This is a genomic window from Pseudoxanthomonas spadix (assembly GCF_003703395.1).
In the GTDB taxonomy this organism is placed as follows: Bacteria; Pseudomonadota; Gammaproteobacteria; order Xanthomonadales; family Xanthomonadaceae; genus Pseudoxanthomonas_A; species Pseudoxanthomonas_A spadix.
On record NZ_RDQN01000002.1, the window covers coordinates 261,148 to 286,631 of the forward strand.

The following is a 25,484-nucleotide window of genomic DNA, read 5'->3' on the forward strand; positions in this document are numbered from 1 at the left end:
GACCCGCCGATTGGTAACGCAATGGCAGGTCAAGCCCCGCCGATTGGTGACGTAGGGCGGGTCTTGACCCGCCGATTGATGATGCAGCGGCGGGTCGAGACCCGCCCTACAACTTACGCCTTGGCGGCCAGTGTCTTGGCCTTTTCCACGGCCTCCTCGATGCTGCCGACCATGTAGAAGGCCTGCTCGGGCAGGTGGTCGAACTCACCGTCCAGGATGCCCTTGAAGCCACGGATGGTGTCCTTCAGCGACACGTACTTGCCCGGGGCGCCGGTGAACACTTCGGCCACGTGGAAGGGCTGGCTGAAGAAGCGCTCGATCTTGCGCGCGCGCGAGACGGCCTGCTTGTCCTCTTCGGACAGCTCGTCCATGCCCAGGATCGCGATGATGTCCTTCAGTTCCTTGTATTTCTGCAGCGTGGCCTGCACCCGGCGCGCGGTGTCGTAGTGCTCGTTGCCGATCACCAGCGGATCCAGCTGGCGGCTGGTGGAATCCAGCGGATCGACCGCCGGGTAGATGCCCAGCGAGGCGATGCTGCGGCTCAGGGTCACCGTGGAGTCCAGGTGGGCGAAGGTGGTCGCCGGCGAGGGGTCGGTCAGGTCGTCGGCGGGCACGTACACGGCCTGAATCGAGGTGATCGAACCGGTCTTGGTCGAGGTGATGCGCTCCTGCAGCACGCCCATCTCCTCGGCCAGCGTGGGCTGGTAACCCACCGCCGAGGGCATCCGGCCCAGCAGCGCCGACACTTCGGTGCCGGCCAGGGTGTAGCGGTAGATGTTGTCGACGAAGAACAGCACGTCGCGGCCCTTGCCGCTCTCGTCCTTCTCGTCGCGGAAGTACTCGGCCATGGTCAGGCCGGTCAACGCCACGCGCAGGCGGTTGCCCGGCGGCTCGTTCATCTGGCCGTAGACCATCGCGACCTTGTCCAGGACGTTGGAGTCCTTCATCTCGTGGTAGAAGTCGTTGCCCTCGCGGGTGCGCTCGCCCACGCCGGCAAACACCGACAGGCCTTCGTGCGCCTTGGCGATGTTGTTGATCAGTTCCATCATGTTGACGGTCTTGCCGACCCCGGCGCCGCCGAACAGGCCGACCTTGCCGCCCTTGGCGAACGGGCACATCAGGTCGATCACCTTGATGCCGGTTTCCAGCAGCTCGGTCGAAGACGACTGGTCTTCGTAGGAGGGCGCGGCGCGGTGGATTTCCCAGGTATCGGTGCCTTCGACCGGACCGGCCTCGTCGATCGGGCGGCCGAGCACGTCCATGATCCGGCCCAGCGTGGCCTTGCCGACCGGCACGGAGATCGCCTTGCCGGTGTTGGTGGCCACCAGGTTGCGCTTGAGCCCGTCGGTGGAGCCCAGCGCAATGGTGCGGACGATGCCATCGCCCAGCTGCTGCTGCACTTCCAGGGTGATTTCGGTGTTGTCGACCTTGAGCGCGTCGTACACCTTCGGTACCTCACCGCGCGGGAATTCGACGTCGACGACGGCGCCGATGATCTGAACGATCTTGCCCTGACTCATGTTGATGTCCTCTGAACTCTCAATATCGCGTTGTAGGAGCGCCGCTTGGGCGCGATTGCAGGTCGCGGCCATCGGCCGCTCCTACGGGATGTCTCAGACTGCTGCCGCGCCGCCGACGATTTCGGAAATTTCCTGGGTGATCGCCGCCTGGCGCGCCTTGTTGTAGGACAACTGCAAGGTGCCGATCAGCTTGCTTGCGTTGTCGCTGGCCGCCTTCATGGCAACCATGCGCGCGGCGTGCTCGGATGCAACGTTCTCGAGCACGGCCTGGTAGACCAGCGACTCGATGTAGCGCGCCAGCACGTGCTCGAGCACGGTCCTGGCGTCAGGCTCGTAGATGTAGTCCCAGTCGTGCTGGGCGACGCTTTCGTCGGCTTTTGGCAACGGCAGCAGCTGGTCGAAGGCGGCCTTCTGCGACATCGTGTTGACGAACTGGTTGTAGACCAGAAACACCCGGTCGACCTTGCCCGACTCGTAGGCGTCCAGCATCACCTTGACCACGCCGATCAGCTGCTCGACATGCGGCGCATCGCCCAGGTGGCTGACGCTGCCGATCATGTCGACCTTGAGCCGGCGGAAGAACACCGAGGCCTTCTGGCCGATGGTGACCACGTCGATCTGTGCACCCTGCTCCTGCCACTTGCGCATCTCGCCCAGGGTCTTGCGGAACAGGTTGTTGTTCAGGCCGCCGGCCAGGCCGCGGTCGGAAGAGATCACCACATAGCCGACCCGCTCGACCTTCTCGCGCTCGACCAGGTAGGGATGCTGGAAGTCGGTGTTGGCCTGGGCCAGGTGGCCGATCAACTGGCGCATGGCGCGGGCGTAGGGGCGCGAGACCTTCATGCGCTCCTGCGCACGGCGGATCTTGGCGGCCGACACCATCTCCAGCGCGCGGGTCACCTTGCGGGTGTTCTGCACGCTCTTGATCTTGTTTTTGATTTCTCTGCCGCCTGCCATTTTTTTTCTCGGTAGGGCGGGTCTGGACCCGCCATTGCGATGTATACCGAAGGCGGGTCGAGACCCGCCCCGCCTTTACCAACGGCGGGTTGAAACCCGCCCTACGCCTCTACCAGCTGCCGGTCTGCTTGAACTCTTCGATGCCCTTCTTGAAGGCCGCTTCGATCTCGCCGTTCCAGTCGCCGCTGTCGTTGACCCTGGCCACCAGCTCGCCGGCGGTGTTCTCGAAGTGCGCATGCAGGCCTTCTTCGAAGGACAGCAGCTTGTTGACCGGCACCTCGTCCAGGTAGCCCTCGTTGACCGCATAGATGCTCAGCGCCTGCAGGCAGATGCCCATCGGCGCGTACTGCTTCTGCTTCATCAGCTCGGTCACGCGCTGGCCGCGCTCGAGCTGCCTGCGGGTGGCTTCGTCCAGGTCCGAGGCGAACTGCGCGAACGCGGCCAGCTCACGGTACTGGGCCAGCGAGATGCGGATGCCGCCGGAGAGCTTCTTGATGATCTTGGTCTGGGCGGCGCCACCGACGCGCGACACCGAGATGCCGGCGTTCACGGCCGGGCGGATGCCGGCGTTGAACAGGTCGGTTTCCAGGAAGATCTGGCCGTCGGTGATCGAGATCACGTTGGTCGGCACGAACGCGGAGACGTCGCCGGCCTGGGTTTCGATGATCGGCAGCGCGGTCAGCGAACCAGTCTTGCCGGTGACCTTGCCCTCGGTGAACTTCTGCACGTAGTCCTCGGACACCCGGCAGGCGCGCTCCAGCAGGCGCGAGTGCAGGTAGAACACGTCGCCCGGGTAGGCTTCGCGGCCGGGCGGACGCTTGAGCAGCAGCGAGATCTGGCGATAGGCCACGGCCTGCTTGGACAGGTCGTCGTACACGATCAGCGCGTCCTGGCCGCGGTCCAGGAAGTACTCGCCCATGGTGCAGCCCGAATAGGCGCTGATGTACTGCATCGCGGCCGACTCGGACGCGGTGGCGGCCACCACGATGGTGTGGGCCAGGGCGCCGTTCTCTTCCAGCTTGCGCACGATGTTGGCCACCGTCGAGGCCTTCTGGCCGATGGCCACATACACGCACTTGATCCCCGAATCCTTCTGGTTGATCACCGCGTCGATGGCCAGCGCGGTCTTGCCGGTCTGGCGGTCGCCGATGATCAGCTCGCGCTGGCCGCGGCCGATCGGGATCATCGCGTCGACCGACTTGTAGCCGGTCTGCACCGGCTCGTCGACCGACTTGCGCCAGATCACGCCCGGTGCCACGCGCTCCACCGGCGCGGTCTGCGCGGTACTGATCGGGCCCTTGCCATCGATCGGCTCGCCCAGCGCATTGACCACCCGGCCAAGCAATTCCGGACCCACCGGCACTTCCAGGATGCGGCCGGTGGTCTTGGCCACGTCGCCCTCGCGCAGGTCCTCGTAATCGCCCAGGACCACGGCGCCGACCGAGTCGCGCTCCAGGTTCAGGGCCAGGGCGAAGGTGTTGCCCGGCAGCTCGATCATTTCGCCCTGCATCACGTCGGCCAGGCCGAAGATGCGCACGATGCCGTCGGCCACACTGGTGACCGTACCTTCGTTGCGCGCTTCGGCGGCCAGCTTGACCTGCTCGATGCGGGTCTTGATGAGGTCGCTGATTTCAGAGGGGTTGAGCGTGGTGGCCATGATGGTTTTCCTGTAGGGCGGGTCTTGACCCGCCATCGTGATCGTTCGGCGGGCCTTGACCCGTCATTCGGAGTCTTGACCCGTCATCCGGCGGGTCTTGACCTGCCATTCGGTGGGTCGAGACCCCATTCGGCGGGTCGAGACCCCATTCGGCGGGTCAAGACCCGCCCTACGTATTCCGGTCAGTTCGCCAGCGCCGCCTGCAGACGCGCCAGCTTGCCCTTGAGCGAACCGTCGATGACCACATCGCCGGCGTTGATGATCGCGCCGCCGATCAGCGAGGCATCTACCGCCGTGCTGACCTGCACGTCACGGCCGAACCGCCTGGCCAGTGCTGCCTTGATCGTGTCCAGCTCGCCTTCCGGCAGCTCCGCGGCCGAGGTGACCGTGGCCAGCACGACGCGCTCGGCCTCGGCGCGCAGTTGTTCGAACAGCGCGGCGATCTCCGGCAACAGGGTCAGGCGACGCGCATCGGCCAGTACGCCGAGGAAGCGCACATATGCTTGGCCGGCGCCTTCGGGCGACAACAGCATCACCGCCTGCTCGCGGCTCAGCTGCGGGTTCAGCAGCAGCGCGGCAACCCTTGGATCGGCAGCGACCTGGGCGGAAAAGCCCAGGGCCTGCGACCACGCCGGCAGCTGCTGTTCGTCGCTGGCCGCACCGAACGCGGCACGGGCGTAGGGGCGGGCAAGCGTGATGGACTGGCTCATGGGTGGATCATCCGATTCAGATCTGCGCCGCCAGCTCGTCCAGCAGCGCCCTGTGGGCGGCCGGATCGATCTCGCGGTGCAGCAGCTTCTCGGCACCACTCACCGCCAGCGCGGACACCTGCTTGCGCAGCTCCTCGCGGGCACGGTTGGCGGCGGCGGCGATCTCTTCCTGGGCCAGGTCCTTCTGCCGGTTCGCTTCGGCGACGGCTTCGTTGCGGGCTGCCTCCACGATCTGGTTGGCGCGGGCATGGGCCTGGTCGATGATCTCGTTGGCCTTGACGCGCGCGTCCTTGAGGGCCTCGTTGGCCTTCTCCTGCGCCTGGGCCAGGTCGCGCTGGCTGCGGTCGGCAGCAGCCAGGCCTTCGGCGATCTTCTTCTGCCGTTCTTCAAGCGCCGCGTTCAGCGGCGGCCAGATGAACTTCATCGTGAACACGATCAGGATCACGAAGGAGAGCATCTGGCCGAAGAAGGTCATGTTGATGTTCATGACGTGTCCTCAACGGGTTTCGTTTCGTCCCGCCATGCGTGGGTGCATGGCGGGCAGTGCATCGCGGCCCGCCTCTGGGGCGGTCCGCGCGCGACGGCTTAGCCTGCCGACTGCAGGGCCGACAGCAGCGGGTTGGCGATGCCGAAGAACAGCGCGATGGCCAGACCGATAATGAAGGCCGCGTCGATCAGGCCGGCCAGCAGGAACATGCGACCCTGCAGCACCGGGATCAATTCCGGCTGGCGGGCGGCAGATTCCAGAAACTTGGAACCCATGATGGCGATGCCCAGGCAGGCACCCAGGGCGCCCAGGCCGATGATGAGGCCGATGGCGATGGCGGTCAGGCCCTGCACGTGTGCGATGAATTCCATTGAAATCTCTCCAGCGATTGGTTGGTTGGAACGAAGGGGTGAAGCAAAAAAACGGGCAATGCGAATTCAGTGACTCTCACGCGCACCGGCGATGTAGACCACGGTGAGGATCATGAAGATGAAGGCCTGCAGCAGGATGATCAGGATGTGGAAGATGCCCCAGGCGGCATTGGCGATGACGCCGGGCACCAGGGTCACCCAGCTGGTCATCAGGCCGGCGATCAGCATGAAGACCAGCTCGCCGCCGTACATGTTGCCGAACAACCGCATCGCCAGCGAGATCGGCCTCACCAGCCACTCGATGATGTTCATGACAAGATTGACAGGCGCCAGCACGATGGCCAGTGGGCCGTGCGCGTGGAACGGTGCGCTCAGCAGCTCCTTGCCGAAACCCCATCCCCCCTTGGCCGAGATCGCATGGCCCAGCAGGATGAAGAACACGGTGACCGACAGCGCCGCAGGGGTCATCAGATCTGCGGTCGGCACCAGACGCGCATAGGTGTGGTGCATGGCCTCCTCACCGGCGAAGGTCTTGATCAGCCAGCCCGGCAGATCCAGTGGCAGCAGGTCCATGGCGTTCATGAAGACCACCCACATGAAGATGGTCAGCGCCAGCGGGGTCACCGAACGGCGGTCGCCGTGGAAGGTGTCCTTGACCTGACCATCGACGAATTCCATCACCAGCTCGACGAAGGCCTGGCCCTTGCTGGGCACCCCGGCCGTGGCCCGGCGGGCGAAGAACGAGAACCACGCCACGAAGGCCAGGCCCAGCCCCAGTGCGATGAGCCAGCTGTCGAGATTGAAACGACCCAGCGCGCCATCGCCCACCAGCTGCACGCTGTTGTGCGTCAGGTGATGGTTGATGTACTCGGTCAGACCGCCCGAACTGTTGGATTCACTCACGAAACAGCACCTTTCCGTCGAATCACATTGGCCAGCACCATACCCAGCGTGGCTCCCAGAACCCCGGTGACCACCGCCAGGCCCGGAAGTCCGAACCCGGCCAGCGCAGCCACCAGCACCAACACCACGACCACCCACTTGATCGCCACGCCCATCATCAACCGCGCGAACGCGGCACCGGCCGGGGCGACTCCGCCGCCCAGCGCCACTTTCGCGGCGGCCCAGGAGCCAGCGGTGATGCCCAGGCCGCCGACCAGTGCCCCCAGGGCATGGATCGGCGAGGTTGCCAGCCAAGCCAGCGCGACCAGCACCGAGGCGGCAGCCTGCCAGGCTGTCGCCCGCTGCGCCAGTTGCCGACCCGTATGTACGGAGTTCAGCACGTTGCGATGGCCTTGCAGGGTTGCGGGGACGGGCGTGCGGGTGGGCCCGTCAAGCCAACGAAGTATAGCAGTGCGGTGAATTTAGCCACAACCGGCAGATGCCTGATTTGCCCTGTAAAAGGCGCCGATTCGCAGGGCGTGCGGCGCAATCGGTGTGGAATCGGTTACCCGGGTACCTTCTCCTGTCCAGGGGCACAGGAACTTTCCCGGCAGGGTGCGGTCGATGACCACAAGGCCCGCGCCCACTTCCTCGTCGATGCGCCGCGCGGACCTTCGAAGCCCCGGTCAGTGCCGGGGCTTCTCTTGTTTGTGGCCCTCGTTCGCTGCCGGGCAGGCGCATCGCGTGCCCTCGCCAACGGGATCGCTGGCCTGCGCAGGCAGCGCGCGCCCATCGCCGCAGCGTGCGCCAGCTGCGCCGCCGGCACACGATGCCGCCGGCGCACAAGACCCACCTCGAAAGGTGCCTTGTCCGCGTTCCATATTTGAATCTTCAACTTCCAATTCTTCACCGATCCTGCACGAGAGCCGGTGCAGCTTGTGCCCTCGCTGGCGCCCGCCGGTGACCTATTTTTGCAGGAGCAATTTTGATGAAAGCCCTTTCTTCCCTGACCTTGGCTGGCCTGACCACTGCGGCGCTGGCCGCCTTTGCCGCCCCGGCCGCTGCGCAGGCCCAAGGCGACAGCGCCTTCACCCTGCGCATCGGCGCGATGAGCGCCGACGGCGATGCAACCCTGAAAGGCAGCGCCAATACCGTGGACCAGAGCTTCAGTGGCAGTGAGGATTTCGATTTCGGAAGCTCCGAAGTCTCGCCGCGCGTGGATGGCGTCTGGAAAATCAGCGATCGCAACCGGCTGATCTTCGATTACTTCAGCTACGACAAGGACAACACCCAGACCATTGGACAGGACGTTTCCTTCGGCGGCTATTCGGTGCCGGCGGACAGCTCGGTCAAACTGGAGACCAAGTTCCAGCTGGCAAGCCTGATCTATGATTTCGCCGTGATCGAAACCGAAAACGTATCGCTGGGACTGGAGCTGGGCGCGGAGTGGGCCAAGATCGACGCGACCGTGAGCGGAGATGCCGGCGAGCTTGGCAGTTTCCGCGAGTCGGTAGAGGAAGACGGCATCGCGCCGGTGGTGGGTCTGCGCTTCACCGCCATTCCCGGTGAGCACTGGATGATCAATGTGCAGGGCCAGTATCTGGACGCCGAGTGGGGCAACTTCGACTACACCGGCAAGATCAAGCGCGCCAATGCGGCCGTGGAATACAAGTTCACGCCCAACTTCGGGGTCTATGCAGGCTATGACTGGTTCGACATCGATTACAACGAGAACTACTCTTCCGGCGATGTGACAGGCCGTGCCGGTCTGGAACTGGAATTCAAGGGACCGGTGGCCGGTTTGACCTTCGCGTTCTGAAGACACGCACCACCACAGGGACGAGCAAGGGCCGCGATGCAGATCGCGGCCCTTTCGCTTGGCGGCTGCAACCGGAGCGGCGGGTCGAGACCCGCCCTACGTGCTGCTTGCGGGGCCGAAAGCGGCGGCGTTGCTTACTTTTTCTTCGGGATGTACAGGTCGGTGATCGTGCCGTCGTAGACCTCGGCGGCCATGCCGACCGACTCGCTCAGGGTCGGGTGGGCGTGGATGGTGTGGCCGATGTCTTCGGCTTCTGCGCCCATTTCGATGGCCAGGCCGATCTCGGCCAGCAGGTCTCCGGCATGCACGCCGACGATGGCGCCGCCGACGATGCGGTGGGTGGCTTCATCGAAGATCAGCTTGGTGAAACCTTCGGTGCGGCCGATGCCGAGGGCGCGGCCGCTGGCGGCCCACGGGAATTTCGCCACGCCGACCTTGAGTCCCTTGGCCCTGGCCTCGGTTTCGGTGACGCCAACCCAGGCGATTTCCGGGTTGGTGTAGGCGACCGAGGGGATCACCCGGGCGACCCATTCCTTCTTTTCCCCCGCGGCGACTTCGGCGGCGAGTTTGCCTTCGTGGCTGGCCTTGTGGGCCAGCATCGGGTTGCCGACGATGTCGCCGATGGCAAAGATGTGCGGCACATTGGTGCGCATCTGCGGGTCGACCGGAATGAAGCCGCGCTCGGTCACCTGCACGCCGGCCTTGTCGGCACCGATCTTGTTGCCATTGGGCGTGCGGCCCACCGCGACCAGCACCCGATCCCAGGTGCCCGATTCCAGCGCCGGCTTTTCGCCCTCGGTGGCCGATTCGAAGGTGACGGTGATGCCCTTCTTCTCGGCCTTGACCCCGGCCGCCCGGGTCTTGAGGTGGACGCTGACGCCTTGCTTGTTCAGACGGTCGGCCAGCGGCTTGACCAGGTCCTTGTCGGCGCCGGGCATCAGCTGGTCCATGAACTCCGCCACCGTCACCTGACTGCCCAGGGCGCCGTACACGGTGGCCATTTCCAGGCCGATGATGCCGCCGCCGACGACCAGGAGTTTTTTCGGCACCTCGGCCAGTTCCAGCGCGTCGGTGGAATCCATCACCCGCGCATCGTCCCAGGGGAAGTTGGGCAGCTTCACCGCCTGCGAGCCGGCGGCGATGATGCACTGCTCGAAGCGCAGCAGCTGGGGCTTGCCGTCCTCGCCGGTGATCTGGATCTCGTTGGGCGAGACGAACACGCCGGTGCCCTGCACCACCTGCACCTTGCGCTGCCTGGCCATGGCGGCCAAGCCGCCGGTGAGCTTGCCGACCACCTTGTCCTTGTACTCGCGCAGCTTGTCCAGGTTGATCCTGGGCGCGGCGAATTCGACTCCGCATTCGCTCGCGTGGGCCGCCACGTCGATGACATTGGCCGAGTGCAGCAGCGCCTTGGACGGGATGCAGCCGACGTTGAGGCAGACCCCGCCCAGGGCGGGGTAACGCTCGATCAGGACCGTGTCCAGGCCCAGGTCGGCGGCGCGGAAGGCGGCGGTGTAGCCGCCGGGGCCGGAGCCGAGCACCACCAGGCGGCATTGGATGTCGGCTTTGCTGCCGGTGCCGGCGGCGGCCCTGGGTGCTGCGATGGCATCGGGCCGGGCGGGGGAAGGGGTCACCGGCGGCGCGGCGCGCGCCGCTTCGGCGGCCGCCGGCGCGGCGGCAACATCGCCGCCCTCGCCTTCCAGGATCGCGACCAGGTCGCCCTGGCTGAGCGGGTCACCGACCTTGACCTTGACCACCTTGACCACACCGGCGGCCGGAGACGGCACTTCCAGGGTGGCCTTGTCCGATTCCAGGGTGATCAGACCCTGTTCCTTGGCGACGGTGTCGCCGACGGAGACCAGCACCTCGATCACCGGCACGTCGGAGAAATCGCCGATGTCGGGCACCCGCACTTCGATCGGGCCGCCGGTAGCGGGCTTGCTGGCTTCAGGCTTGCTGGCTTCAGGCTTGCTGGCTTCAGGCTTGCTGGCTTCAGGCTTGCTGGCTTCAGGCTTGGGGGTTTCGGGCTTGGGGGTTTCGGGCGCGGCTTTGGCCGGCGCGGCGGGCTTGGCCGCTGCTGGTGCAGCCGCTTGGTCCTCACCTTCGAGCACGACCACCAGATCGCCCTGGCTGAGCGTGTCGCCAACCTTGACCTTGACCTCCTTGACCACACCGGCAGCCGGAGACGGCACTTCCAGGGTGGCCTTGTCCGATTCCAGGGTGATCAGGCCCTGTTCCTTGGCGACGGTGTCGCCAACGGAGACCAGCACCTCGATCACCGGCACGTCGGAGAAATCGCCGATGTCCGGAACCTTCACTTCAATGGTGTTTGCCATGCGCAGCCTCGTAGGAATTGGGCGGATGCCATCCCTGGCGTGTGTTCAGCGGCCCCGGAGAGACGGCCCGACCCTCCATGGTCGTGCGCTCACCCCGGCTGCGCAGCATCGCCGCGCAAGGCCCCATCGTCGCTGGCCTTACAGCAGGACCCGGCGCATGTCGCCCAGGACCCTGGCCAGATCGGCGGTGAAGCGCGCGGCAAGCGCGCCGTCGATGACCCGATGGTCGTAGCTCAGCGACAGCGGCAGCATCAGGCGCGGCTGGAAGGCCTTGCCGTCCCACACCGGCTGGATCGACGACCTGGACACGCCCAGGATCGCCACTTCCGGCGCGTTGATGATCGGCGTGAATGCGGTGCCGCCGATGCCGCCCAGCGAGGAGATCGAGAAGCAGCCGCCACTCATCTGCGCCGGGCCGAGCTTGCCCTCGCGGGCCTTGCCGGCCAGCTCGCCGGTCTCGGCGGCGATCTCGTTGATGCCCTTGCGGTCCACGTCACGGATCACCGGCACGACCAGCCCATTGGGGGTGTCGGCGGCAAAGCCGATGTGGAAGTACTGCTTCAGGGTGAGGTTCTCGCCGGAGGCATCCACCGAGGCATTGAAGGTCGGGTACTTCTTCAGCAGCGCGGCGCTGGCCTTGATCAGGAAGGCGAGCAGGGTCAGCTTGACGCCGGACCTGGACTTTTCCGCTTCCTGGTTGAGCGCCACGCGCAGGTCTTCCAGCTCGGTGATGTCGGCCGCATCGAACTGGGTGACGTGCGGGATCATGGCCCAGTTGCGGGCCAGGTTGGCGCCGGAGATCTTCTGGATGCGGCTGAGCGGCTTGACCTCGGTCTGGCCGAACTTGCTGAAGTCCACCTTCGGCCACGGCAGCAGCGCCTGCCCGGGACCTGATCCGGGGCTCAGGCCGTTGCCACCCCCGGCGGCGCTCGCGCCGCCACCGGCCAGGGCCTGCTTGACGAATCCCTGCACGTCTTCCCTGGTGATGCGCCCATGGCGGGCGCTGCCGGTGACCTGGCGCAGGTCCACGCCCAGCTCGCGGGCAAACAGGCGCACGGCCGGGCTGGCGTGCGGCACCTTGTCAGGCATCACCCGCGCGGCGTCGAAGCTCACCGGCGGGGTGCTGGTCGGCGGCGATGGCGGTTCGGCCTGGCCGGAGGTCGCGCCCGAGGCGGTGCGCGACTGCGACATCGCGATCTCGCGCTGGGTCAGCTTGTCGGGCGTGGGGCTGGTGTCGACCGGCTCGACCGGCGCGTCGGGTTCGACCGGCCTGGCCGGCGACGGCGCGACGGCCTTGGCCGGCGCCGCCTCGGCTTCCTGTTCGGCCTTGGCCGCGGCGGCCTGGCTTTCGCCTTGCGGCTCGATCAAGGCGACCACGTCGCCTGCGGACAGGGTATCGCCGACCTTGACCTTGAGTTCCTTGACCACACCGCCAAACGCGGCCGGCACTTCCAGGGTGGCCTTGTCCGACTCCAGGGTGATCAACCCCTGATCCTTCTTCACCGTGTCCCCGACGGAGACCAGCACCTCGATCACGGGCACGTCGCGGTAGTCACCGATGTCGGGAACGCGTGCTTCCTGGGCTTGAGCCATCTTGGGGAACTCCGGTTTTGGATTGCATGTGGGGCGGGCGGGCCATTGTACGTCCGCCCGGCGGCCGGCCAACCTTGGCGGATGGTCGCAGGGCGAAAACGCGTCACTCAAAGACGATATTTCGTCTTCCACCCGGTTCCAGCCGTTGCTTCATGATGAACACCGGGTGTTCACCGGCATGTGACAAGAATGCCGGCCACCGAATGTTTGCCTGTCGAAGACCGCGGCCATGACCGTCAGCTCCCCGAACCGATTTCCGCCGCCACCGGCGTTGCCCGAGCGCTGCGCGCTGTTCCTGGATGTGGACGGCACCCTGCTGGAATTCCAGGACGATCCCGGCACCGTGGCGCTCCCCAGCGGCGGGCTGGACACGCTCGCAAGGCTGGCCGACCGGCTGGGCGGCGCCCTGGCCGTGGTCAGTGGCCGGCCACTGGCGACGCTGGACCAGGTCTTCACTCCGCTCCTGTTGCCCGCCGCCGGCATGCACGGCCAGCAGTTGCGCGGCGCACCGGAGGCTCCACGGGAGGTCCCTGACGCGCTGGCCGAGCTGCATCGCCAAGCCACCGTGCTGGCCCACCGCTATCCGGGCGTGCGGGTGGAGGACAAGGGTGGTGCCGTCGCCCTGCACTGGCGCGCCGCACCGCAGGCTGCCGATGCGTTGCAGGCACTGGCCGCGCGCTTTGCCCCGCGGCTGGATGGCTACCGCATCCAGCCCGGCGACCAGGTGCTGGAACTGGTCCCGGCCGACGTGGACAAGGGTCGCGCGGTGCGCAGGCTGATGGAACACCCGCCATTTGCCGGGCGCACTCCGGTATTCGTCGGCGACGACCTCACCGACGAATACGGCTTCGAGGCGGCCAATGCGCTCGGCGGCTGGAGCGTGCTGGTCGGCCGGCGCCCCAACAGCCATGCGATGTATGCCCTGCCCGACGTCACCGCGGTGCACGCCTGGCTGCAGTCGAACCTTTAGTGTTCGGACCCGGGACCCGGAAAAGCCGAGACCTGGCGGGTCAACCTCGGAAGCCTGCTGTTGCTGTTGCTGTTGCTGTTGCTGCTGTTGATATTGATGTTGCACCTGCTCTTGCTCCTCCCGGGACCCGGGTCCCGAGTCCCCGGTCCCGCCACTCTCCCCTTCCCCCGTCCCCGCCGCGACAACCCTGGAGCACGCATGAGCCACCCGAATCTGGACATGGGCGTCATTGGCAACGGCAGTTTCGGTGCCCTCATCGACAAGCAGGCGCGCGTGGTCTGGAGCTGCATGCCGGCCTTCGATGGCGACCCGGCCTTCTGCAGCCTGCTCTCGCCCAGGGACCAGGCAGGTGGCGACTTCGCGGTGGAGCTGGAAGACTTTCAATCCAGCGAGCAGCACTACATCACCAACACCGCGATCCTGCGCACCGTGCTGCGCGACACGCATGGCAATGCGCTGGAGATCATCGACTTCGCCCCGCGCTGGCGCGAGAACCAGCGCTTCTACCGGCCGGTCAGCATCATTCGCCAGGTGCGCCCGCTCACCGGCAACCCGCGTATCCGCGTGCGCGCCCGACCGCTGGCCGACTGGGGCGCGCGCAAGCCCGATTCGACCTGGGGCAGCAACCATATTCGCTGGGTCCTGCCCGAGTTCACCCTGCGCCTGACCACCGACGTGCCGGTGCGCCTGGTCCGCGAGGAAACCTCGTTCGTCCTGAACCATCAGCTACACCTGGTGCTGGGCGTGGACGAATCACTGCGCCGCTCGCTGGCCGGTTACGTGCGCGAGGCCGAGGAAAACACCCGCCTGTACTGGACCGAGTGGGTGCGCTACCTGTCGGTCCCGCTGGACTGGCAGGACGCGGTGATCCGCAGCGCGATCACGCTCAAGCTGTGCCAGTACGAGGACTCCGGCGGGATCATCGCGGCGATGACCACCTCGATCCCGGAAGCGGCCAACACTCCGCGCAACTGGGACTACCGCTACTGCTGGCTGCGCGATGCGGCCTTCGTGGTGCGCGCGCTCAACCGGCTGGGCGCCACCCGCACCATGGAGCAGTTCCTGGCCTACATCTTCAACATCGCCACCCATGACGGCTCGCTGCAGCCGATGTACGGCATCAACTTTGCCGTGGAGCTGCACGAGGATGAGATCCCCAGCCTGGCCGGCTACCGCGGCATGGGCCCGGTGCGGCGCGGCAACCTGGCCTGGATCCAGAAGCAGCACGACGTGTACGGCAGTGTGGTGCTGGCCTCGACCCAGTTGTTCTTCGACCAGCGGCTGGTCGATCCCGGCGATGTGCACACCTTCGAGCGGCTGGAACCCCTGGGCGAGCGCGCCTTCGCCCTCTACGACGTGCCCGACGCGGGCCTGTGGGAATTCCGCGGCCGCGCCGAAGTCCATACCTACACCGCGGCGATGTGCTGGGCCGCCTGCGACCGCCTGGCCAAGATCGCCGCGCGCCTTGACCTGGGCGAACGCGCCGCGCGCTGGCGCGAGCGTGCCGACACCATCCGCAGCCACACGGTCGCACGCGCCTGGCGCCAGGAGCTGGGTTACTTCAGCGCCTCATTCCAGAGCGACTACCTGGATGCCTCGTTGCTGCTGCTGGCCGACATCGGCTTGGTCGCCGCCGACGATCCCAAGTTCATCGCCACCGTCGAGGCCATCGGCAACACGTTGAAGAAGGGCGATGCGCTGTTCCGCTACGTGGCGCCCGATGACTTTGGCGAGCCGGAAACCAGCTTCACCATCTGCACCTTCTGGTACATCGATGCGCTGGCCGCCATCGGCCGCACCGAGGAGGCGCGCGGCATGTTCGAACGCATCCTGGCGCGCCGCAATCACCTGGGTCTGCTCTCGGAGGACCTGGCCTTCGACGACGGCGAGGCCTGGGGCAACTTCCCGCAGACCTACTCGCACGTGGGCCTGATCATCGCCGCCATGCGCCTGTCGCGCTCCTGGCAGGAGGCCTCATGAGCCGCCTGGTGGTCGTCTCCAACCGGGTCGCCCTGCCCGGCCAGCCGCAGACCGGCGGTCTGGCCACCGGCCTGCGCGCGGCATTGAAGGAACGCGGCGGGCTGTGGTTCGGCTGGAGCGGCAAGGTCACCCGCCAGGACAGCGGCACCCTGCACGAGCAGGTCGACGGCCAGATCACCTTCGTCACCATGGACCTCAACCGCGCCGACCACGATGCCTACTACACCGGCTTCGCCAACCGCGCGCTGTGGCCACTGCTGCATTTCCGTCTTGATCTGGTGGACTACGACCGCAGCAAGCGCGAGGGCTACCACCGGGTCAATGCCCTGTTTGCCGACAAGCTGGCGCCGCTGCTGAAGGACAGCGATACGGTCTGGATCCATGACTACCACCTGATCCCGCTGGGCGCACGACTGCGCGAACGCGGGATCGGCTGCAGGATCGGTTTCTTCCTGCACACCCCGATGCCCTCGGCCGACCTGCTGGCCGCGCTGCCGGACCATCAGCGCTTCTTCAGCACGATGTATGCCTACGACCTGATCGGCTTCCACACCCGACGCGATGTGGAGCGCTTCCAGGCCTATGTGCGCCTGTATGGCGGCGGCAAGGTGCTCGGTGGCGACCTGGTCGAGGCACCGGACGGACGCCGCGTGCAGACCGGCGGTTTCCCGATCAGCATCGATACCGGCTTCATCGCCCAGCAAGCCAGGGCCGCGATCAACAAGCCGGCCGTGCGCGAGCTGCGCGACAGCCTGCGCGGGCGACAGCTGGCCATCGGCGTGGACCGGCTGGATTATTCAAAGGGCCTGCCCGAGCGCTTTGCCGGCTTCGAGCGTTATCTCAAGCGGTACAAGGAGCAGCGCGGCAGCCTGACCTTCCTGCAGATCGCGCCGGTCTCGCGCGGCGAGGTGGCCGAATACCAGATGTTGCGCAGCCAGCTGGAGCAGATCGCCGGCCACGTCAACGGCACCTACGCCGAAGCCGACTGGACCCCGATCCGCTACGTCAACCAGAACTACACCCACGCCACGCTCACCGGCTTCTTCCGCGCCGCCAGCATCGGCCTGGTCACGCCCCTGCGCGACGGCATGAACCTGGTCGCCAAGGAATACATCGCCGCCCAGGATCCGGAAGACCCGGGCGTGCTGGTGCTCTCGCTGCTGGCCGGCGCGGCCGGCGAGTTGACCCAGGCCCTGATCGTCAACCCGCACGACCTGGACGGGGTGGCCGACGCCATCGCCACCGCCGCGGCGATGCCCAGGCCGCAGCGCATCGAGCGCTGGCGGGCGATGTTCGAGCACCTGCAAAAACACGACATCGCCGAGTGGCGACAGAACTACCTCAAGGCGCTGGAAGCGGTGTGACCGCAGGCTTGCTGCAACTGTCCCGCCAGGATTTTCCCGCCCGCCCGCCGCGCCACATGCACCGGCTTCCATCGCCTGACAACCGATGCATCGTGTGCGCAAATGCCAACGCCGGGAGGGGTCTAGGATGAATTCGCCACGGCCACAAACCGACCGCGTCAGCGTGAAGAAATCCGCCAGGATTTAACGTTTCTCTACGTCGCCATTGGCGATGCGGCGGGCACCGCCTACAACAAGATGAAGCGCGGCTGGGGGTCAGCCTGAATGCTGACCCGAGTGCGGGCAAGTGTTCATCTTCCGCTTCCTATGGTTGCGCCGTCCCGCCATCGAGGCGGGCCGCAACTCACAAGAACGAAGAGGTAAACCCATGAAGATTCGCCTGTTTGGCCTGGCCCTGGTGCCGCTGCTCGCCGCTCCCCCCGTGTTTGCACAGGACGCCGTCGCCGCGGCGACCGACAACGATGGCAGCCCGCGCGGGGTGGCCACCAACAGCACCACCGGCGGCGACGCCGATGCCGCCTACAAGCGCTGGGCCGTGGTTGGCAGTGCCACGGTGCTGCAGCCGTCCTCGCGCCCGTTGGATGGCTCGAGCCTGGACGTGGACGGCGACACCGCCCCGACCATCAGCGCCAGCTGGTACGCCACGCCCAACATCGCGGTGGAGCTGTGGGGCGCGGCCGACAAGTTCAAGCACGACGTCAGCGACAACGCCGGCAAGGTCGGCCGTGTCGACCAGCTGCCGCTGGCGATCAGCGGTCAGTATCACTTCGGCACGCCGGACCAGGTGTTCCGTCCGTTCGTGGGCTTGGGCTATTACCAGTCCAATTTCAGTAACGAAACGCTGGGCAGTGTGCCGGGCGCACACGTCGGGGTGGAGGACGCCAAGGGCGCCATCGGCACCGTGGGCCTGGACATGAACATCAACCCGACCTGGTTCGCCCGTGTCGATGCGCGCTACCTGGATGGGTCGCCGGAGCTGACCGTCAACGGCAGCGGCACCGGCGAGGAGTTGGACCTGAGTCCGTGGACCGTGGGCGTGGGCATCGGCGCCCGCTTCTAAACGAAGCGCCCGCCGCGCGGCCATGCATCGGTGGCCATGCCTGATCGAAGCGACGGACCTTGCCGGTCCGTCGCTTTTTTCATGCATGCAGCAAGCACCGCAACCCGTTGTGCTCACCGCACCTTCGCACCGGCGTGGTCAGCATCGTGGCCCAACACTTCATCAGGAGCACCGCATGCCCACCGTCCGCCTGCGCGTCACCGGCACCGACGACGCCACCCTGGCATTGACCCACGCGCTGGAAGCCATCGAAGGCATCGAGCACGTCGAGGAGATCGAAGACCTGATGCCGCACATGGACGACGACGATTCCAGTTCGGCCGGCCTCAGCGATGATGCTGCGCCGGGCTTTTCGGTAATCGAGGTCGAGGCGCCCAACGAGGAAGGCGTGCGCCGCGTGCACGAGGTGGTCGAGCGCATCGCCCGCGCCACTGACAGCGCGATCGAGATCCTCAACGACCAAGACGACCAGATCTGATCGCTCAAGGCCTGCGCGGCAGCCGCCAGCGCAAGCCCCAGGCCGTGGCCAGGCCATGGCCCAGCAGCAGGCCGTCCCAGCAGCACGGCCAGCGTGCCGGTGCACAGACCCGCAACCAGGCCGCAGAGCGCATGCGCCAGGGCGTCGGGCCACCAGTGCCCGGTCAGCGCCATGCTGGCCACCAACACCTCGGCCGACCCCAGCATCACCCAGGACCCAGGCGTTGAGCCGCACCAGCCGGCGACGAGCCCTGCCCTGGCGCGAGCGCAGGGACAGCCACAGCGGCAGCAGCAGCACCCAGGCCACCAGCACCAGCATGAGGACCCCAACACGATCAGCAGCGGCATGGCGTGGAGCTCCCCGCGCGAGCAAGGGCCCGCATCGGATCATGGCGGCACCTGTGCGCGGTGACGATGGCCCGCTCGCCGCCACGACTGGCGCCTTGCAGCGGCTGCGCTACCCTTGCACCTCTTTTTTCCAGTTTCCGGTGCACGCCATGCCGTCCTTCGACGTCGTTTCCGAGGTCAACCGCCACGAACTCACCAATGCGGTGGACCAGGCCAACCGCGAGCTGTCCACCCGCTTCGACTTCAAGGGCGTGGACGCCAGGTTCGTGCTGGAAGAGGACACCATCAATCAGTCCGCGCCCAGCGATTTCCAGCTCAAGCAGATGGAGGACATCCTGCGTGCGCGCCTGATCGCCCGCGGCATCGATGCGCGCTGCCTGGAATTTGGCGAGGTCGAAACCAACCTGGCCGGCGCCCGCCAGAAGATCACGGTCAAGCAGGGCATCGAACAGAAGCTGGCCAAGCAGATCGCCGCCACGATCAAGCAGGCCAAGCTCAAGGTCGACACCCAGATCAACGGCGACAAGCTGCGGGTCAACGGCAAGAAGCGCGACGACCTGCAGGACGCCATCGCGCTGTTGAAGAAGCAGCAGTTCGAACAGCCGCTGCAGTTCGACAACTTCCGCGACTGAAAACCGCGGGAGGCCGGCGGAGTCAGCCGGGAAGCAGGCCTGCGTCACGCGCCCGGCGCAGCTTGGCGTAGAGCGTGGTGCGCGAGATGCCCAGCTGGCGTGCGGTGGCGGCGATGTTGCCGTCGCGCTCGCCCAGCGCCTGGACGATGGCCCGCAGCGTGTGTTCCTGCAGATCGCCGTCGCCGGGCGCCGGTCCGACCGCGCGCGCTGGCGCGGGCACGCTCGGATGCGCCTGCAGGCGCGCAGCCGCGGCCACGCCGCGCAGCGGCGCGCGCAGGTGCTGCACCCACAGGTGACTGCCGTCGGCGCGAGCCAGCCGCTGCGCGTGATGCGCCGGCTGCAGCAGGCGACGCTGCTGCGCGGGCAAGGCGTCCTCGAAGAGCTGCTCCAGCGTCCAGGTGGACACCGCGCCCTGCACAGGCAGGCCCAGCATGCGTCGCGCCACCCGGCTGGCGGCCCGCAGGCCGCCGTCCTCGTCGACCGCCAGCATCCCGGCCAGCGGCGTGGCCAGCCAGCGTGGATCGTGCTGGACTGCCAGCAGATGGCAATGGCGCAACGTGGCAAACAGCCGATGTTCGGCCGACAGCGAGGCCCGGCGGAAATGCTCCTGCAGCAGCCCGGCATCGCGCTGGCCGCGCCCGGTGATGTCCAGCGCGCCGATCACCTGGCCTTCGGTGCCCCACAGCGGCACCGACAGGCAGAAGATCTGCGCGAATGCACGCAGGTAGTGCTGGTTGCCCTGCACGGTTGCCTCGCGACCATCGCTGAGCACACAGCTGGGCGCAGTGGTGCCGATGTCGCATTCGGCCATGCGCCGACCAGCGACGATCGGTCGCAGGACCGCGTCATCGCAGGACGGGCTGTGCCGGGCGTGCACGATCACACCCTGGGGATTGGCGCAGAAGATGGTCCACGTCGGGCCCCCGAAGGCGCTCCACAGCTGCTCGATTTCCTCATGCACGGATTGGTAAAGACGACGGTCGTCCGGCTGCTCGCGCACGTTGTGCGGGCGCTGCGCGATGTCGTACTGCGGCGCCTGCCAGGGCTGCACGCCGGCCCGGCGCGAACGCTCCCAGGAGCGCGACAGGCCATCGGGAAGCAGGGCCTCCGGCAGCGGTTCGCCCTGCGCAAACCGGGTACGGGCCACATCGAGCTGCTGTTGCTGCATCAGCGGAAACATGGACATCGGCACCGGCCCTTCGCCGTTTCACCGACTGCGAAGGATACGCTGCAACGCCTCAATCAACCGGTCGTCGAATCAACGTGCTGGGCTTTCCTTACTGCGGCATGCGCAGCACCGCCTTGAGGGTCAGGCCCTTGGTGCTGTCTTCTGCGGCCTGGTTGATCTGGTCCAGCGGATAGAACTTGACCAGCTTGTCGAATGGAAACCGGCCCTGCTGGTACAGCTGCACCAGCTGCGGGATGAACACCTGCGGCACGCTGTCGCCTTCGACGATGCCGCGGATGCTGCGTCCGCCCAGCAACAGGTTGTTGACGTCGAACTCGGCTTTGGTCCCAAGCTTGGGCGCGCCGACCACGCCGATGCAGCCCATCGAGCCCAGTGCCTCGATGCCCTGCGCCAGTACTTCCGGACGGCCGGTGGATTCAAGCGCGAAATCCGCGCCGCCGCAGATGGCGCGCACGGTTTCGACGATGTCCTGCTCGCCGCTGTTGATCACGTGGGTGGCGCCCAGCTCGGTGGCCAGCTCCAGGCGCGAGGCCACCACGTCCACCGCGATGATCGTGGTCGCGCCGGCCACGCGCGCGGCCAGCACCGCGCTCAGACCCACCGCGCCGGCACCGAGGCTGACGAAACTGCTGCCCGGGCCGACTTTCAGCGAATTGATCACCGCGCCGGCACCGGTCTGGATCCCGCAGCCCAGCGGCCCGAGCAGTTCCAGCGGCGCATCGGCCGGGACCTTGACCGCGTTGTTCTCGCGGCTCAGGGCATAGCTGGCAAACGAGGACTGGGCGAAGAAATGATCGTGCAGCGGCGCGCCGGACGAATCGGTGATGGCGGTGTTGCCCTGTAGGTCGCTGCCGCCGAAGTTCAGGCCGAAGAAATCCTTGCAGTACGCGCCATGGCCGCTGTCGCAATGATGGCAATGACCGCAGGCGCCATAGGTGAGCACGACATGGTCACCGACCTTGAGATCCTTGACGTTGGGGCCAAGTGCCTCGACCACGCCGGCGCCTTCGTGGCCCAGCACCGCCGGCAGCGGCACCGGGTAGTACTGGTCGCGCACGATCAGGTCGGTGTGGCACAGGCCGGTGGCGACCACGCGCACCAGCACCTCATCACCCTGCGGCGCGCGCAGCCGGGCCTGTTCGATGGTGAACGGCGCGCCCTGCGAGCGGACGACGGCGGCGGTAATCTCGCGGATGTTCACTTCTGCATTCATGGGTATGTTCCTTCGGATCAGAGCGGATAGGCGGGCGCTTCGCCCTTGACGGTCAGCCACTGCCACTGGGTGAACTCCTCCCAGTTGGCCGCCCCCCCGATGCTGGTGCCGTTGCCCGAGGCACCGACGCCGCCAAACGGATTGATGACCTCGTCGTTGATGGTCTGGTCGTTGATGTGCAGCAGTCCGGTGCGCAACTGTTCGCCGAGCTTGAGCGCGCGCCCCACGTTCGATGACAGCACCGCCATCGACAGGCCGTACTCGGTGTCGTTGGCCAGGGCGATGGCTTCCTCATCGGTGTCGAACGGCACCACCACTGCCACCGGCCCGAAGATCTCATCGTTGAAGGCCGGGTTGTCACGGGTCACGCCGCTGAGCACGGTGGCCTGGAAGAACAGGCCTTCGTACCCGCCTCCGGTCTCGACCTTGGCACCGGCGGCGGTGGCATCGGCCACGGCCTTGGCGGTGTGGTCGCGCTGGGCGGTGTTGATCATCGGCCCCAGGTGTACCTGGCCCTTGGACGGATCACCCACCACCATCGAGCTGGCCTTGGCGTTGAGCTTTTCCAGGAAGGCATCGTAGATGCCGCGCTGGACCAGCACACGGCCGGCGGCCATGCAGATCTGGCCCTGGTGCAGGTAGACGCCCCATGCGGTGTTGGCAATGGCCAGGTCCAGGTCGGCGTCGTCCAGCACGATCAGCGAGTTCTTGCCGCCCAGTTCCAGCGAGACCTTCTTCAGATGCTTGCCTGCCGCTTCGCCGACCTTGCGGCCGGCGGCGGTCGAACCGGTGAACTGGATCATGGCGATGTTGGGGTCGGCGGTCAGCGCCGCGCCGGCCGCGCCGTCGCCTGGCAGCACGTGCAGCAGGCCCGCGGGCAGGCCGGCCAGTTCGAACAGGCGCGCGATCACAAAGCCACCGCACACGGCCGTGCGCGGATCGGGCTTGAGCACCACTGCGTTGCCCAGGGCCAGCGCCGGGGCGACCGCGCGCATGGCCAGGTACAGCGGGAAGTTGAATGGCGAGATCACCCCGACCACGCCCAGCGGGCGGCGTCGGGCCAGGCTCAGGCGGCCCGGCACCGAGGGCAGCACTTCGCCGACCGCGCGCGAGGGCAGCGCGGCGGCTTCATGCAGCCCCTTGACGTTGATCGAGGCCTCAAACCCGGCCTTGGGCTGGGTTGAGCCGCTTTCGCGCACGATCCACTCCATGATCTGCGGGGTGTACTGCTCAGCCAGCTGGGCGGCCTTGCGCAGCACCTGGGCACGCTCCTCATAGGGCGCCGCTGCCCAGGCCTGCTGTGCGGCCCGCGCGGCCGCAGCACTGCGCCCGATCTGCGCGGCATCGGCCATACCGATGCTGCCCAGGGTGTCGCCGCTGGCCGGTTCGATCACCGGCTGGGTGGCGCCGGTGGCGCTCCACTGGCCGGTGAACACCTTGCCGGCCCACAGGCTGGCAGGCAGGAAATCGTCTTGTGACATGGGATGTATCTCGATGGAAAACCGTCGCCGCAGCCTGCGCGTGCCCGCATGCGCAGGCCATCCACCTTTGGCTCAATCCCGCAACCCCTTGTCGCTGCGAGGCGCTGGCCGGCACATTGTCCAGAATCTGGACAATGTGCCGGTCGCCCGGCGCGCGGCCAGAACGTGTACCCGACCGTGGTCTGCGGGCGAGGCGGTCGCCCTGGGCATCGTGGGCCAGCTCGCGCGCCCGGCCCAGCTCAGCTCGGTGTCCCTCCAGGCGCGGCAACGGCCAAGCCCAAGGTGCCTCCGTAGTGCAGCAGGCCCACCGCCGGCTCATCGGTGGACAGGGCGGAGGCCGAAAGCGCCAGGGTGCTGCGCAGGCTGGCGGTGCAGCGGTGTCGCCATGCCGCCAGGCCTGCGTCGCCGTCCATTCTGTTTTCGGTCAGAAACGATAGGTTACCCCGACCATCGATCCGAGCTGATTCCGCGGATCACGTAGAGGTCGGCCCTGGTGCTCCGATCACCCTTTTTGACATGGAGGAAAGCGGCCACGGCAGAAAGCACGCCGCGCTGCTCGCCTCAGGATGAGTGCTCGGCAGGGTCGAGTATTTCAACCTCAAACTGGCTCATGCCAACCTACGAAGACTTATTCGGTCCCCAATTGATATTGCTTGCCCAGGCCCAGGGTGTCGCGATAGGCGTCCCAGAAGCCGACTATGGCGCCCTCGGTGACCAAGTGCTCGGCGTCCTCAGCCTTGCCGCCGCCCATCCCGATGTAGGAAGCCTGCTCCTGATCGCGCACCACCGCGCCGTGCACCAGCTCTACCGCCTCGCCGTCCTCCATCGAAATCAGCCCGGCCGGCCCGATCAAGTTACTCTGTTTGCGGCGGATGGACTGCATCTCCTGGTCGTCGTCGGCATAGCCGAACTGCGTCCACACCAGTTCGAACTCGTTCTCGGAGTAGGTGACGATCTGTCGTACCGCCAGCGTGTTGGCGATCTGCTGTAACACCAGGTTTGGGAAGACCGCCAGGATCATCAGCGTTACCGGATCGTCGAACTCCTTGCGTCCGGCCAGCAGGGAAGGATCCTGCAGCCTGAAGTTGGAGTCGAAGGAGCGCGCGTCCTTGAATATCTCTTTGTCGAGCTCGTCGTTGTTCGAGCTGCTCTGCGAATACAACATCGAGTGACGGCCCTGGCGGCCACCGAGCAGCGAGCCCCCTGTCTGCGAGGAGCGGTACAGGCCGAAGGTGGCATGGAACAAGTGCAGAAGACTGGCGTGATAGGGGTCACGCGTGTTTTCCGCGTAGAGCTTCCAGTTCCCGTGAATGTACTGTCGCTGATCGCCCAGGACCTTGATCGGGCGATTGAAAATACGTGCTATCGCATTAACCGTCCGCTCGCCCAGATACTCCTGCAGCGGTTCGACCTCTTCGGAGAACGTGGCGAAGACCACGCCGTGCAACGTCTCCACGCGCAGCTGCGTGAGGCCGTGCCTGCTCATGTCGAACGACTCAGGCATGCCGCCCTTGCGCTTGATGCCTCGGCGGAACGGCACGCCGATCAGGTTGCCTTTGAGATCGTAGGCCCACTGGTGATACACGCACTCCAGGTTAGGCGTGTTGCCGCGCAGGCTGCGGCACACGCGCGCGCCGCGGTGGGCGCAGCGGTTCTGCATCACGTGCACGCTGCCGTCTTCGGCGCGGGTGACGATCACTGGGATCTGCCCCACGAAAGTGGCCTTGTAGTCGCCCGCGCTGGGGATCTCGGCCTCCAGTGCGACGAAGGACCAGCTATTGCCACGAAACAGCCGCTCCTGCTCCAGATCGAAGTACTTGCGCTCGGTGAAGACCTTGTACGGAACGCGGTGGCCTTCCTCCGTCAACTGGACCCGTGCCTGGGCCTGCTCAGATGCGACGTTCATTGTGTGTTCTCCTCTGTTCAGAGTCTGCGCGACGTTCGCCCTAAAGAGGGCGCGCGAGCAGGGTGTCGATGCGATAAGTGTCCAAGATCACCAGTTTTTCCTTGAAGCGCAGGGCGTCGCCGACCGCGACGATGCGGTCCATGTAGCGGCCGGCACTGTAGAGCTTGGTAGTGCCGTCGTTGCGGGTTTGCAGCACCGCATAGTTGCTCTGGACGCTGATCTCGCCATTGTCGATGCCTGCTATATGGACACTGCTCACCAGGTGCCGGTAAAAGTGCTCGGGATAGACGTTGGCATTGCGTAGCGAGACGACGCGGTCATGCAACATGCCGCGGCTGTCACAATCCATGATGCCGATCGACATGCCGCGATCGGCATTCTCGCGCGGAATGATCCGATAGCTGCAATCGTCCACGAACAAGTCCGGCCATGCTTCCAGCCGATCATCATCGATGCATTGGACATAGCGGGTTAGCAATTGCTCCACGTGGTACTGGAGTTCCATCGCCGATAGTGTCTCCACTTGCATGTC

General features: G+C 66.4%; 23 protein-coding genes. 7 read left to right on the forward strand and 16 right to left on the reverse strand.

Features of this window, described 5'->3' with window-relative positions; all coding sequences use genetic code 11:
• Positions 1-113: 113 nt before the first annotated feature.
• The 8 genes from atpD to D9R12_RS03805 form a co-directional block, all read right to left on the reverse strand.
• The gene (atpD, locus tag D9R12_RS03770; RefSeq protein WP_122228194.1) at positions 114-1,520 is read right to left on the reverse strand and encodes a F0F1 ATP synthase subunit beta; all 1,407 of its coding nucleotides are present in this window, start codon (positions 1,518-1,520) and stop codon (positions 114-116) included.
• A 93-nt stretch (positions 1,521-1,613) separates the two neighbouring features.
• Positions 1,614-2,477, reverse strand: a complete 864-nt coding sequence (gene atpG / locus D9R12_RS03775) for a F0F1 ATP synthase subunit gamma (RefSeq protein ID WP_014161760.1) — start codon at positions 2,475-2,477, stop codon at positions 1,614-1,616.
• A 109-nt stretch (positions 2,478-2,586) separates the two neighbouring features.
• Positions 2,587-4,134, reverse strand: a complete 1,548-nt coding sequence (gene atpA, locus D9R12_RS03780; protein WP_014161761.1) for a F0F1 ATP synthase subunit alpha — start codon at positions 4,132-4,134, stop codon at positions 2,587-2,589.
• A 182-nt stretch (positions 4,135-4,316) separates the two neighbouring features.
• A complete protein-coding gene (locus D9R12_RS03785; protein WP_122228196.1) occupies positions 4,317-4,844 on the reverse strand; it encodes a F0F1 ATP synthase subunit delta in 528 nt (175 codons plus the stop codon).
• A gap of 16 nt (positions 4,845-4,860) precedes the next feature.
• A complete protein-coding gene (locus D9R12_RS03790; RefSeq protein ID WP_014161763.1) occupies positions 4,861-5,331 on the reverse strand; it encodes a F0F1 ATP synthase subunit B in 471 nt (156 codons plus the stop codon).
• Positions 5,332-5,429: 98 nt separating this feature from the next.
• Positions 5,430-5,702: a F0F1 ATP synthase subunit C gene (gene atpE, locus D9R12_RS03795; RefSeq protein ID WP_014161764.1), complete on the reverse strand. Its 273-nt coding sequence runs from the start codon at positions 5,700-5,702 to the stop codon at positions 5,430-5,432.
• 66 nt (positions 5,703-5,768) lie between these two features.
• The gene (gene atpB / locus D9R12_RS03800) at positions 5,769-6,605 is read right to left on the reverse strand and encodes a F0F1 ATP synthase subunit A (RefSeq protein WP_122228198.1); all 837 of its coding nucleotides are present in this window, start codon (positions 6,603-6,605) and stop codon (positions 5,769-5,771) included.
• On the reverse strand, positions 6,602-6,916 hold the full coding sequence (locus D9R12_RS03805) for a hypothetical protein (protein ID WP_014161766.1): 315 nt from the start codon (positions 6,914-6,916) through the stop codon (positions 6,602-6,604). Before D9R12_RS03805 ends, atpB begins: the two co-directional genes overlap by 4 nt.
• 656 nt (positions 6,917-7,572) lie before the next feature.
• Between D9R12_RS03805 and D9R12_RS03810 the strand changes: the two genes are divergently transcribed.
• Positions 7,573-8,403 carry a TonB-dependent receptor gene (locus D9R12_RS03810; RefSeq protein ID WP_014161767.1) on the forward strand — a complete coding sequence of 277 codons (831 nt, stop codon included), beginning with the start codon at positions 7,573-7,575 and terminating at the stop codon, positions 8,401-8,403.
• 134 nt (positions 8,404-8,537) lie between these two features.
• Here the strand turns inward: D9R12_RS03810 and lpdA are convergent, their stop codons facing one another.
• Positions 8,538-10,739 (reverse strand): dihydrolipoyl dehydrogenase, encoded by a 2,202-nt coding sequence (lpdA, locus tag D9R12_RS03815; RefSeq protein ID WP_122228201.1) that lies wholly within the window; start codon positions 10,737-10,739, stop codon positions 8,538-8,540.
• 138 nt (positions 10,740-10,877) lie between these two features.
• Positions 10,878-12,464, reverse strand: a complete 1,587-nt coding sequence (locus tag D9R12_RS03820; protein WP_425479036.1) for a dihydrolipoyllysine-residue acetyltransferase — start codon at positions 12,462-12,464, stop codon at positions 10,878-10,880.
• Between the two features lie 97 nt (positions 12,465-12,561).
• On the opposite strand from D9R12_RS03820, the gene otsB reads away from it, so the two are divergent.
• From otsB to D9R12_RS03855, 6 genes are all read left to right on the forward strand, one after another.
• Positions 12,562-13,302 (forward strand): trehalose-phosphatase, encoded by a 741-nt coding sequence (gene otsB / locus D9R12_RS03825; protein WP_122228205.1) that lies wholly within the window; start codon positions 12,562-12,564, stop codon positions 13,300-13,302.
• 198 nt (positions 13,303-13,500) lie between these two features.
• Positions 13,501-15,282: a glycoside hydrolase family 15 protein gene (locus tag D9R12_RS03830; protein ID WP_122228208.1), complete on the forward strand. Its 1,782-nt coding sequence runs from the start codon at positions 13,501-13,503 to the stop codon at positions 15,280-15,282.
• A complete protein-coding gene (gene otsA, locus D9R12_RS03835) occupies positions 15,279-16,646 on the forward strand; it encodes an alpha,alpha-trehalose-phosphate synthase (UDP-forming) (protein WP_122228211.1) in 1,368 nt (455 codons plus the stop codon). Before D9R12_RS03830 ends, otsA begins: the two co-directional genes overlap by 4 nt.
• 367 nt (positions 16,647-17,013) lie before the next feature.
• Positions 17,014-17,706 carry an OmpW/AlkL family protein gene (locus D9R12_RS03840; protein ID WP_014161773.1) on the forward strand — a complete coding sequence of 231 codons (693 nt, stop codon included), beginning with the start codon at positions 17,014-17,016 and terminating at the stop codon, positions 17,704-17,706.
• Between the two features lie 175 nt (positions 17,707-17,881).
• Positions 17,882-18,184, forward strand: coding sequence for a hypothetical protein (locus tag D9R12_RS03845; RefSeq protein ID WP_014161774.1), 303 nt, complete (start codon positions 17,882-17,884; stop codon positions 18,182-18,184).
• A 496-nt stretch (positions 18,185-18,680) separates the two neighbouring features.
• Positions 18,681-19,163, forward strand: coding sequence for a YajQ family cyclic di-GMP-binding protein (locus tag D9R12_RS03855; RefSeq protein ID WP_014161776.1), 483 nt, complete (start codon positions 18,681-18,683; stop codon positions 19,161-19,163).
• A gap of 22 nt (positions 19,164-19,185) precedes the next feature.
• Here the strand turns inward: D9R12_RS03855 and D9R12_RS03860 are convergent, their stop codons facing one another.
• From D9R12_RS03860 to D9R12_RS03880, 6 genes are all read right to left on the reverse strand, one after another.
• Positions 19,186-20,349: a helix-turn-helix domain-containing protein gene (locus D9R12_RS03860; RefSeq protein ID WP_122228217.1), complete on the reverse strand. Its 1,164-nt coding sequence runs from the start codon at positions 20,347-20,349 to the stop codon at positions 19,186-19,188.
• Between the two features lie 91 nt (positions 20,350-20,440).
• Positions 20,441-21,565, reverse strand: coding sequence for an NAD(P)-dependent alcohol dehydrogenase (locus D9R12_RS03865; RefSeq protein WP_122228220.1), 1,125 nt, complete (start codon positions 21,563-21,565; stop codon positions 20,441-20,443).
• A gap of 17 nt (positions 21,566-21,582) precedes the next feature.
• The gene (locus D9R12_RS03870; protein ID WP_122228222.1) at positions 21,583-23,046 is read right to left on the reverse strand and encodes a benzaldehyde dehydrogenase; all 1,464 of its coding nucleotides are present in this window, start codon (positions 23,044-23,046) and stop codon (positions 21,583-21,585) included.
• Between the two features lie 239 nt (positions 23,047-23,285).
• Positions 23,286-23,459 (reverse strand): hypothetical protein, encoded by a 174-nt coding sequence (locus D9R12_RS15685; RefSeq protein WP_170159133.1) that lies wholly within the window; start codon positions 23,457-23,459, stop codon positions 23,286-23,288.
• Between the two features lie 215 nt (positions 23,460-23,674).
• Entirely contained in the window at positions 23,675-24,952 is a 1,278-nt protein-coding gene (locus tag D9R12_RS03875) for an aromatic ring-hydroxylating dioxygenase subunit alpha (RefSeq protein WP_122228225.1), read from the reverse strand.
• Between the two features lie 40 nt (positions 24,953-24,992).
• Positions 24,993-25,481, reverse strand: a complete 489-nt coding sequence (locus D9R12_RS03880; RefSeq protein ID WP_202944891.1) for an aromatic-ring-hydroxylating dioxygenase subunit beta — start codon at positions 25,479-25,481, stop codon at positions 24,993-24,995.
• Positions 25,482-25,484 lie beyond the last annotated feature (3 nt).